Here is an 11231-nt window from a genome sequence, read left to right as displayed (position 1 = left end):
AAACAAGGTAAAAGCCCTGTAGTCAAAAGTTCATTCCCTCCAGAGTGGATCCTGAGTACGGCGGAACACGTGAAATTCCGTCGGAATCCGGGAGGACCATCTCCCAAGGCTAAATACTACCTAGTGACCGATAGTGAACCAGTACCGTGAGGGAAAGGTGAAAAGCACCCCGGAAGGGGAGTGAAATAGATCCTGAAACCGTGTGCCTACAAGTAGTTAGAGCCCGTTAATGGGTGATAGCGTGCCTTTTGTAGAATGAACCGGCGAGTTACGATTACGTGCGAGGTTAAGTTGAGAAGACGGAGCCGCAGCGAAAGCGAGTCTGAATAGGGCGAATTAGTACGTGGTCGTAGACCCGAAACCAGGTGATCTACCCATGTCCAGGGTGAAGGTGAGGTAACACTCACTGGAGGCCCGAACCCACGCACGTTGAAAAGTGCGGGGATGAGGTGTGGGTAGCGGAGAAATTCCAATCGAACCTGGAGATAGCTGGTTCTCTCCGAAATAGCTTTAGGGCTAGCCTCGTGATTGAGAATACCGGAGGTAGAGCACTGTTTGGACTAGGGGGGCATCTCGCTTTACCGAATTCAGACAAACTCCGAATGCCGGATATTTATACACGGGAGTCAGACTGCGAGTGATAAGATCCGTAGTCAAGAGGGAAACAGCCCAGACCACCAGCTAAGGTCCCCAAGTAATCGTTAAGTGGAAAAGGATGTGGCGTTGCTTAGACAACCAGGATGTTGGCTTAGAAGCAGCCATCATTTAAAGAGTGCGTAATAGCTCACTGGTCGAGTGACGCTGCGCCGAAAATGTATCGGGGCTAAACGATTCACCGAAGCTGTGGATGCATACTTTGAGTATGCGTGGTAGGAGAGCGTTCTAACAGCGTTGAAGTCAGACCGGAAGGACTGGTGGAGCGGTTAGAAGTGAGAATGCCGGTATGAGTAGCGAAACATGGGTGAGAATCCCATGCACCGTATGACTAAGGTTTCCTGAGGAAGGCTCGTCCGCTCAGGGTTAGTCGGGACCTAAGCCGAGGCCGATAGGCGTAGGCGATGGACAACAGGTTGATATTCCTGTACCACCTCCTCACCGTTTGAGAAATGGGGGGACGCAGTAGGATAGGGTAAGCACGCCGTTGGTTGCGCGTGTTCAAGCAGTAAGGCGTGTATGTAGGCAAATCCGCATACTATAACGTTGAGCTGTGATGACGAGCTCGTATGAGCGAAGTTCCTGATTTCACACTGCCAAGAAAAGCCTCTATCGAGGTGAGAGGTGCCCGTACCGCAAACCGACACAGGTAGTCGAGGAGAGAATCCTAAGGTGTGCGAGAGAACTCTCGTTAAGGAACTCGGCAAAATGACCCCGTAACTTCGGGAGAAGGGGTGCTTCTTTGGGTGCATAGCCTAGAGAAGCCGCAGTGAATAGGCCCAGGCGACTGTTTAGCAAAAACACAGGTCTCTGCAAAACCGTAAGGTGACGTATAGGGGCTGACGCCTGCCCGGTGCTGGAAGGTTAAGAGGAGCGGTTAGCGCAAGCGAAGCTGTGAATTGAAGCCCCAGTAAACGGCGGCCGTAACTATAACGGTCCTAAGGTAGCGAAATTCCTTGTCGGGTAAGTTCCGACCCGCACGAAAGGCGTAACGATCTGGGCACTGTCTCAACGAGAGACTCGGTGAAATTATAGTACCTGTGAAGATGCAGGTTACCCGCGACAGGACGGAAAGACCCCGTGGAGCTTTACTGTAGCCTGATATTGAATTTTGGTACAACTTGTACAGGATAGGTAGGAGCCAGAGATCTCGGAGCGCCAGCTTCGAAGGAGGCGTCGGTGGGATACTACCCTGGTTGTATTGAACTTCTAACCCATGCCCCTTAGCGGGGTAGGAGACAGTGTCAGGCGGACAGTTTGACTGGGGCGGTCGCCTCCTAAAGAGTAACGGAGGCGCCCAAAGGTTCCCTCAGAATGGTTGGAAATCATTCGTAGAGTGTAAAGGCATAAGGGAGCTTGACTGCGAGACCTACAAGTCGAGCAGGGTCGAAAGACGGGCTTAGTGATCCGGTGGTTCCGCATGGAAGGGCCATCGCTCAACGGATAAAAGCTACCCCGGGGATAACAGGCTTATCTCCCCCAAGAGTCCACATCGACGGGGAGGTTTGGCACCTCGATGTCGGCTCATCGCATCCTGGGGCTGTAGTCGGTCCCAAGGGTTGGGCTGTTCGCCCATTAAAGCGGTACGCGAGCTGGGTTCAGAACGTCGTGAGACAGTTCGGTCCCTATCCGTCGTGGGCGTAGGAAATTTGAGAGGAGCTGTCCTTAGTACGAGAGGACCGGGATGGACATACCGCTGGTGTACCAGTTGTCTTGCCAAAGGCATCGCTGGGTAGCTATGTATGGACGGGATAAGTGCTGAAAGCATCTAAGCATGAAGCCCCCCTCAAGATGAGATTTCCCATTACGCAAGTAAGTAAGACCCCTGAAAGACGATCAGGTAGATAGGTTCGAGGTGGAAGTGCGGTGACGCATGCAGCTGACGAATACTAATCGGTCGAGGACTTAACCACATTTTATTGCTCAATTCAATGAAACGTTTATCCAGTTTTGAAAGAATGATCTTTCTAAGGGTTTCAAGACACAAGCTAGTCGAGGAAACGACTGAGTGATTGAAGGAGCGTACTTAAGTACGTGACTGAAAGAACGAGGGAAGTTGACGAAGGATAGCGCCGTGAATTGGAAGCCGAATTAAGGAACGTCTACTAAAAGCACCACGTCCTGTGGTAACGTAGACGCCAGCACATCCATGTGCAAGTGAAGTGATGATGGCAAAGAGGTCACACCCGTTCCCATACCGAACACGGAAGTTAAGCTCTTTAGCGCCGATGGTAGTTGGGGGCTTCCCCCTGTGAGAGTAGGACGTCGCTTCGCACACGCAAAACCACTGAGGAATCAGTGGTTTTTTTTGTTTTAAAAACCTCATTTAAATTTATGAGGAGCTCTAACTTGAAAATAAAATGCAGTTTCGTTAAAGTACATACATAGCAAAAGGGAGGAATTGTAATGAAAGCACTTTTTGAAAAGTTTAAATTGAATGAACAGGTTGAGTTACGTAATCGTTTAGTAATGGCACCTATGACAACTTACTCTGCAAATGAAGATGATACAGTTTCCGATGAGGAAATCACATATTATAAAGAACGTGCTGAAGGAGCAGGAATGATCATTACAGCATGCGCATATGTTGCAGCAAACGGAAAAGCATTCCCAGGACAAATCGCCGCTCATGAAGATCGCTATATTCCAAGCTTGCGAAGAATTGCACAGGCTATTCAACAAGGCGGTGCTAAAGCGGTTTTACAAATTCATCATGGAGGCCGACAATCACTACAACATTTAGTACCAAATGGAGATGTTGTTAGTGCAAGTACAGCTGTTACAATTGAGAAAAAAGAAGCACGTGCATTAACTCTTGAAGAAACAAAAGAAATGGTTAAAGCATATGCTGAAGCAACAAGAAGAGCTGTTGAAGCAGGTTTTGACGGCGTTGAAATCCATGGTGCAAATACGTATTTAATTCAACAGTATTTCTCTGCGTTTACAAATAAAAGAACAGATGAATACGGGGGAACATTTGAAAATAGATTGCGTTTCCCATTGGAAGTTGTAGAGGAAGTAATTAAAGTAAAAAACAAATATGCTGATGAAAAATTTATTGTCGGTTACCGTTTCAGCCCGGAAGAGCCTGAAGAAGATGGTATTACGATGGATGATACAGTAAGATTAGTAGACGAATTAGCGAAAACAGCGCTAACATATTTGCATATTTCACTTGGAGATTTTAAATCTGAAACACATCGTTATAAAAACGGCCAACAAAATCGTATTTCTGTAATTCACAGCTTGTTAAATGGCCGTAAACCATTAATTGGTGTAGGATCAATTTATACTCGTGAAGAAGCAGATCAGGCATTACAGTTAGGAGCAGATTTAGTAGCACTTGGTCGTGCCTTATTAATTGAACCTCATTGGGTGGAAAAGGTACAGAATGGGGAAAGTGTAGTAACAGCTTATGATAAGAAAATCGATACTGTAATTCCAGGTCCTTTAATGGAGAAAATACTGTCAAGACCAGGTTGGATTCCCGGTATATAAGTTAATAAAGGCTAGTTGATGAATACAAGAATTTAAGTTTATTTAAATAAGGAGGATGCGAATACGTTCGTATTCTCCTTTTCATTTTAGTAATGTTTGAACCACTTAATTTCGGGAATGGTTTTATAAGGATAATTGAGGGGGATACAAATGAATAAAAAGGGTTTTTATGTCTTCCTATCTATTTGTCTCGTTATGTTGCTGACAATGCTAATAACAGCTTGTCATGATGAAGTTTTAGAGATAGAAGAAAGCAATACATACGTATGGCAAAAATACATGAATGAAGAAGAGTATAAAGAAGTAAAAGAAGGGATGTCTTATTTAGACGTAGTACGTATTTCCGGGGGTGCCGGTCAGCAAATTAATAACGGTACTTATGAATGGAATGATGAAATTCTTCTGACGAAAGGATATCGCCTAAAATTTGAGGATGATGTATTGGTAAAAAAAGAAATAGTGGAACGCAAAGGAAAATCAAAGCGTTAGTGATTACAGCAAATGAGGTTAAATGTATGTATTCTCATAATACTTCTTAACTATCCTTATTGTTCCAGATAATGAAAATCAAATAAAGGGAAGTTCAGGAACATTCACTTTTTCTCAGAAAAAATGAGTGTTTTTCTTTTTTTCGCAGCTACTTTATACTAACGTTATTGAGTATGGTCAATATAAAAGTGATACATTTTGAACAATTGCCTCAGTTCAAGTAAACTAGAGATAATGGATTTTTTTGTGGAAGGAAGCAATCAAATGATATTTGAAAAAGATATAAATACGCTGGAAGAAACGCAAGCACTTGCGATGAGACTGGCAGAATTAGTCGAGCCACAATATACGATTACACTTGAAGGTGATTTAGGGGCGGGCAAAACGACATTTACACAGAGCTTTGCAAAAGGGCTTGGAGTAAAACGAACGGTCAATAGCCCGACATTTACGATTATGAAGCAATATGTAGGACGTATTCCACTTAATCACCTGGATGTATATCGTCTGGAAGATAGCGATGAAGATTTAGGCTGGGAAGAAATTTTTTATGGGGATGCTGTAACAGTTGTGGAATGGGCACATCTTATTCAGGAAGATTTGCCTGAAGAGCGTTTAGCAATTGAAATTATACGCATCGACGAAACGAAACGTAAATTTGTATTGAAACCGATAGGCGAAAAATATGTTCGTCTTTGTAAGGAGTTATTAAAATGATTTGGTTAGGAATAGAGACAGCAAATGCACCGCTTTCTGTCGCCATAGTACAAGATAATAAAGTAATTGCAGAAGTCGTGCAAAATATAAAATTAACACATTCGGTTGGTGCCATGCCGGCAATTGAAGAAGTAATGAACAAGGCAGGCATTACACCGGTACAGATTGATGCAATTGCCGTTTCTGAAGGTCCCGGCTCTTATACAGGAGTGCGTATTGGTGTCACTCTTGCCAAAACTTTGGCATGGTCACTGCAAAAACCATTGGTAGGCGTATCAAGCTTGAAAGCATTGGCTGCGAATGCCCGTACTGCTAATTATGCAATCTGTTCAATAATCGATGCCCGTCGTCAAAATGTATATGCCGGTATATATAAAGCAGATACTATGGAACCGATTATTGAAGATCACCATGATCATATAGACGGATTATTACAGAAGCTTCAGCAATTACAACAGCCAATATTCTTTGTCGGAACAGATGTCGATTTGTACATGGGAAAAATTCAGCAAGTATTAGGTGATTTCGCTATCCGTGCTCCATTTACGATGGATTTACCGCGTGCGTCCGAATTAATTGCTTTGGCACAACAAATGCCATTACCGACAATTGAGGCTGTTCATGCTTTTGTTCCCCAATATCGCCGTATTGCAGAAGCAGAAGCGAATTGGATAAAGGAACAGAAAAAGGAGCAACTTTAATGGTACGGTATCGCAGAATGACAATAGATGATGTTCAGGCCGTTCATAAAATTGAGCTCGCATCATTTCCTACACCATGGACATTGGATTCGTTTTATTACGAAATGACGGAAAACCAGTATGCACATTATTTAGTCGCTGAAGACGAAACAGGTGAAATTATCGGCTTCTGTGGAATTTGGCTTGTTATTGATGCAGCACAAATTACAAATGTAGCGGTTGTAAAGTCTGTACGTGGTCAAGGCATTGGTGAAACACTTATGCGTGAAGCCATGCGAGTAGCGAAAGAAGCTAATATGGATGTCATGAGTTTAGAAGTACGTGTAACGAATACTGTTGCACAAAATTTATATCGCAAACTTGGTTTCCTAGACGGAGGTCTTCGTAAAGGCTACTATACGGATAACCAGGAAGATGCGTTAGTAATGTGGGTGAATTTATAATGGATAACTATATATTAGCAATTGAGACAAGTTGTGATGAAACAGCAGCGGCCATCATTAAAAATGGCACGGAGATTATTTCGAATGTAGTATCATCGCAAATTGAGAGTCATAAGCGTTTTGGCGGGGTTGTCCCGGAAATCGCATCACGTCATCATGTTGAACAAATGACAATTGTTTTAGAAGAAGCATTAAAACAGGCAAATATGGAACCGAAAGATTTAACCGCTGTTGCCGTAACAGAAGGGCCGGGGTTAGTCGGTGCATTGTTAATCGGTATTAATGCGGCTAAGGCTTTCGCTTTTGTACACGGATTGCCATTGATCGGGACACATCATATTGCCGGGCATATTTATGCGAATAATCTAGTACAGCCAATGGAATTTCCGCTGTTGGCACTCGTTGTATCAGGTGGACATACAGAGCTTGTCCTAATGCGTGAACATGGTTCTTTTGAAGTTATTGGTGAAACGCGTGATGATGCGGCAGGTGAAGCATATGACAAAGTAGCCCGTGTCTTGAATATGCCATATCCAGGTGGTCCTCATATTGATCGTCTTGCCCATGAAGCAACAGAAGCCGTGCCTTTCCCTCGTGTATGGTTAGAGGAGGATTCATACGACTTTAGTTTCAGTGGCTTAAAATCTGCAGTGATTAACTATAAACACAATATGGACCAGCGCGGTGAAGAAATTATTGCCGAGCATGTTGCAAAAGGCTTCCAAGACAGTGTAGTGGAAGTATTGACGGGTAAAACAGTACGAGCAGCACGTGAGTTTCAGGTAAAACAAGTAATTGCAGCTGGCGGTGTATCAGCGAATAAAGGATTACGGACAGCATTGGAAAAAGCCTTTAAAGAAGAAGGTATTCCATTTTATGTGCCACCTTTAAAATTATGTACAGATAATGCTGCAATGATTGGTGCAGCTGCGTATGAAATGTATGAAGCAGGGATTCGTGGGAATTTAGCAATGAATGGGCGACCTGGGATGGAGCTCATGAGCTGGAAATAGGGTATAGAAGCATGGTGAAAGGATGTAGCAGTATATCCTTTCACCATGCTTTTTTTATAGAGAAAATAAAAAATTATTTAATTTGTTTTCTTTCAATAATATAAAAAAGTCGAATCTAGTAATTTATGATGGATAAATCTCATTTATAACAAGTTTTTATTGACTGTTCAACTTTTCTGAAAATTATCCACAGATAAAGTTAAATACCCACAAAAAAACTTGCGAACATGCGTACTTATACACAAAGTGTGAATAACTTGTGGGTAACATGTGACTTATCTATATATAGTAGTGTCTTTTTCACACAGCAATGTGCATAACTTTGATTTTAAATGTGGATAATGTGGAAAACTATGTTGATATGTTGATATTACTAGATTTATATTGTGAATAAAATTGTGGAGAAATTTGTTGAAATTTGGCGTATTGACCTATATATATGATTATTATGTAGATTGGATGATAGAAAGGGTTAATATTATACAATAGCAATACAAAACATAAGTTTTTGGAGAAACAAGCTTTTCGTCTGCCTCTAAAAAAAGAGTGCCCATATGTTGATGGACACTCCAAAATTATAGCTGTTCGAGCTCTTCGTTTAGTTCAAGCCATTCCATTTCAAATGATTCATGCTGTTCTTTCAAATCATTCAGCTCAGATTGAATCGATAATGTCTTTTCATGATCTGAAAAAATGGCAGGATCACAAAGTTGTTCTTCAAAGACGGCGATTTTTTCATCTAAAGCCCCCATCTGCTTTTCAATATCTTCAATAGCACGACGAATTTGACGTTCTCTTTTTTTCGCGTCCTTATCAATCATCGATGTAGACTTTGATTGAACGGTCGATTCAGTAGTATTTTTTTCAATGGCTGCTGCTTTCATTGCAGCTAATTCTTCAAGTTCCTCTTTCTTTTCAACATAATAATCATAGTCACCTAAATATTCGAACGAACCCGTGCTTGATAGTTCAACAACTTTAGTGGCAATACGATTAATGAAATAACGGTCATGTGAAACGAATAGCAACGTTCCAGGATAATCAATTAAAGCATTTTCCAATATTTCTTTACTATCCAAGTCTAAATGGTTCGTCGGCTCATCAAGTACTAGGAAATTTGATTTTTGCATCATTAATTTTGCAAGTGCAAGACGTGCTTTTTCTCCACCAGATAGGGAGCTCACTGTTTTTGACACATCATCCCCGCTAAAAAGGAAGCGGCCTAAGATGTTGCGGATATCCTTTTCATTTAATAACGGCCATTCATCCCAAAGTTCATTAAGAACAGGTTTATTTGAATGAAGTTTCGCCTGTTCCTGGTCATAGTAGCCAATTTGCACATTCGTACCGTAACGGATATCTCCGGCAAGTGCCTCGATATCTTGAACGATTGTTTTCAATAAAGTAGATTTCCCAACACCGTTTGGACCGACAAGTGCAATACGGTCTTCTCTAAAGGCACGCATTCCAATATTTTCGGAAATCGCCTTGTTCGTGAACCCAATTGTTAAATCATCCACCGACAGTACATCATTTCCGCTTTGGCGCTCAATTGTAAAGCCGAAGTTGGCACTTTTTTCATCGCCATCAGGAGATTCCATCCAACTAGTCTTTTCCAACACTTTGCGACGTGACTGTGCCATCTTTGTAGTTGAAGCCCGGGCAAGGTTTTTTTGAATAAACGTTTCGAGCTTGGCTTTTTCATCCATTTGACGTTCATACATTTTTAAATCACGTTCATAGTTCTTCGCCTTTTCATCTAGATAAGCACTGTAGTTCCCTGCATATTTCGACACTTTTGTTCTGGATACTTCATAAACGATCGACACGACCTGATCTAGGAAATAACGGTCATGTGAGACGATTAAAATAGCTCCATCATAACCTTTTAAATAGCCTTCCAGCCATGACAGTGTTTCAATATCAAGATGGTTGGTCGGCTCATCTAAAATAAGGAGGTCGGGCTTTGACAAAAGAAGCTTTGCGAGGGCCAGTCGTGTCCGTTGTCCCCCGGATAGAGAACGAATCGGCTTTTGATAATCTTCAGGGAAAAATTGCATACCATGCAAAACAGAACGGGTATCGGCTTCATACTGATAACCGCCTGCATCTTTGAAATCATGCTGCAACTGGTCATACTCTGCCATGATACGTGCATATTGTTCGCTATCTTCATAAATGGCAGGATCGGCCATTTGCTGTTCAAGTTGACGCAGCGTTTGTTCCTGGTTTTGCAAGTTTGCGAAAATTGTCATCATTTCGTCCCAAATTGAAAGTTCAGAGTCGATACCTGCATGCTGCTCCAAATAGCCGACTTGAATATCTTTTGGAATAATAATTTCACCAGAGTCGTAGCTCATTTGTCCGGCAATTATTTTTAATAATGTGGACTTGCCGGCACCGTTTCGCCCTACTAATGCCACACGATCACGGTGCTGAACTTCTAATTTTACACCGCTTAATATTTCATCTGTAATAAAGGATTTATATAATTGATTTACTTGTAAGACAATCATTGTTTACACCTCAGTTTCTCCTATTTAGTTTAATGGATGGGAACATTGTACGCAACGATGGATACTTTACTTGTCGCTCCTTGTTTAGTAAGATTAACTTGCTTCTGCACAAAGAGTGGAGTTTATGTTAAGCGTGCCATATCGCTTGGCGACAACTACTTGATCAAATCGAGCAGGTCATCTCGACACGTTATACAGAGGCATTATTTGAAAAAGATTTCCAAATGTACATAGGAGGAGAATGTGTGAAACAAGAAGTAAAAATTCCACAAGCAACAACAAAAAGACTTCCTCTTTATTATCGATTTTTGAAAAACTTCGCAACTGAAGGTAAAAAGCGTATTTCTTCACAGGAATTAAGTGATGCGATGAAAATAGATTCTGCTACGATTCGACGTGACTTTTCTTACTTTGGGGCACTCGGTAAAAAGGGGTATGGATATGATGTCCAGTACTTACTGGAGTTTTTCCGACAAACTTTAGACCAGGACGAGGTAATGAATGTTGCATTAATAGGAGTCGGGAATCTGGGGAATGGCTTACTAAAGTATAACTTCCAAAAAAATCACAACACGCGTATCGTTGTTGCATTTGATTCGAAAGCACCGATGGAAGGAACGACGATAAGTGATATTCCAGTATTCCATCCAGATCGTTTGGAGGAAATGTATGAGGAATTTGGCGCGGAGTTAGCAATATTAACGGTTTCTTCCCGCTCAGCACAAATGATGACAGACCGACTCGTTAAAATAAATGCAAAAGGTATATTAAATTTCACACCAGTACGATTATCTGTTCCTGACACGATTAAAGTGATGAACATAGATCTATCGGTAGAATTACAGGCACTTACGTATTTAGTACGAAACTCAGGTAAGTAACAAAATGTTCATTACTATAAATAGCAAATTCTAGTTAATTAATGTAAAATATACATAATAATAGAGGAGGTGGCTATAGTGATTGTACATTTAAATGCGATTACACCTGTGAGCCTAATAATCATTGGACTGATTGCTTTGCTAATATTCGGTCCCAAAAAATTGCCATCATTAGGTCGTGCAATGGGGACAACTTTACGTGAATTCCGTAGCGCTACGAAAGGCTTGACAGACGACGACGACGATTTTGATACAAAGAAAAAAGTGATTGAACATAAAGAGAACGAAAAAAACGAAGTTAAGTAAAATAAGGATGTAT

9 protein-coding genes and 2 rRNA genes (1 of these 11 cut by a window edge) are annotated in these 11231 nt (G+C 41.7%); 10 read left to right on the top strand and 1 reads right to left on the bottom strand.

The window, feature by feature from the left end; all coding sequences use genetic code 11:
- From MHH44_RS19435 to tsaD, 8 genes are all read left to right on the top strand, one after another.
- Positions 1–2567: ribosomal RNA gene (locus MHH44_RS19435) — 23S ribosomal RNA — on the top strand (it extends 362 nt beyond the left edge of the window).
- 245 nt (positions 2568–2812) lie between these two features.
- Positions 2813–2928 (top strand): 5S ribosomal RNA (gene rrf / locus MHH44_RS19430).
- 132 nt (positions 2929–3060) lie between these two features.
- Positions 3061–4152: an NADH-dependent flavin oxidoreductase gene (locus tag MHH44_RS19425; RefSeq protein ID WP_014822542.1), complete on the top strand. Its 1092-nt coding sequence runs from the start codon at positions 3061–3063 to the stop codon at positions 4150–4152.
- A 150-nt stretch (positions 4153–4302) separates the two neighbouring features.
- On the top strand, positions 4303–4641 hold the full coding sequence (locus MHH44_RS19420) for a hypothetical protein (protein ID WP_087618576.1): 339 nt from the start codon (positions 4303–4305) through the stop codon (positions 4639–4641).
- A 264-nt stretch (positions 4642–4905) separates the two neighbouring features.
- Positions 4906–5358: a tRNA (adenosine(37)-N6)-threonylcarbamoyltransferase complex ATPase subunit type 1 TsaE gene (tsaE, locus tag MHH44_RS19415; protein ID WP_008408477.1), complete on the top strand. Its 453-nt coding sequence runs from the start codon at positions 4906–4908 to the stop codon at positions 5356–5358.
- Positions 5355–6059 carry a tRNA (adenosine(37)-N6)-threonylcarbamoyltransferase complex dimerization subunit type 1 TsaB gene (tsaB, locus tag MHH44_RS19410; RefSeq protein ID WP_008408478.1) on the top strand — a complete coding sequence of 235 codons (705 nt, stop codon included), beginning with the start codon at positions 5355–5357 and terminating at the stop codon, positions 6057–6059. The genes tsaE and tsaB overlap by 4 nt, the downstream gene beginning before the upstream one ends.
- The gene (gene rimI, locus MHH44_RS19405) at positions 6059–6502 is read left to right on the top strand and encodes a ribosomal protein S18-alanine N-acetyltransferase (protein WP_008408479.1); all 444 of its coding nucleotides are present in this window, start codon (positions 6059–6061) and stop codon (positions 6500–6502) included. Before tsaB ends, rimI begins: the two co-directional genes overlap by 1 nt.
- Positions 6502–7515 carry a tRNA (adenosine(37)-N6)-threonylcarbamoyltransferase complex transferase subunit TsaD gene (gene tsaD, locus MHH44_RS19400; RefSeq protein WP_014822546.1) on the top strand — a complete coding sequence of 338 codons (1014 nt, stop codon included), beginning with the start codon at positions 6502–6504 and terminating at the stop codon, positions 7513–7515. The genes rimI and tsaD overlap by 1 nt, the downstream gene beginning before the upstream one ends.
- A 575-nt stretch (positions 7516–8090) precedes the next feature.
- Here the strand turns inward: tsaD and MHH44_RS19395 are convergent.
- The gene (locus MHH44_RS19395; protein WP_340799387.1) at positions 8091–10031 is read right to left on the bottom strand and encodes an ABC-F family ATP-binding cassette domain-containing protein; all 1941 of its coding nucleotides are present in this window, start codon (positions 10029–10031) and stop codon (positions 8091–8093) included.
- A gap of 245 nt (positions 10032–10276) precedes the next feature.
- On the opposite strand from MHH44_RS19395, the gene MHH44_RS19390 reads away from it, so the two are divergent.
- Together MHH44_RS19390 and tatA are read left to right on the top strand one after the other, a co-directional pair.
- Entirely contained in the window at positions 10277–10912 is a 636-nt protein-coding gene (locus MHH44_RS19390; protein ID WP_008408482.1) for a redox-sensing transcriptional repressor Rex, read from the top strand.
- Positions 10913–10990: 78 nt separating this feature from the next.
- Positions 10991–11218, top strand: a complete 228-nt coding sequence (tatA, locus tag MHH44_RS19385) for a twin-arginine translocase TatA/TatE family subunit (RefSeq protein WP_008408483.1) — start codon at positions 10991–10993, stop codon at positions 11216–11218.
- The last annotated feature ends 13 nt before the right edge of the window (positions 11219–11231 follow it).

The sequence above is a fragment of the Solibacillus sp. FSL K6-1126 genome, assembly GCF_038003445.1.
Taxonomy (GTDB): Bacteria; Bacillota; Bacilli; order Bacillales_A; family Planococcaceae; genus Solibacillus; species Solibacillus silvestris.
The sequence above is the reverse complement of the archived record's forward strand: the minus strand, read 5'-3'. Positions and strand labels throughout refer to the sequence as shown.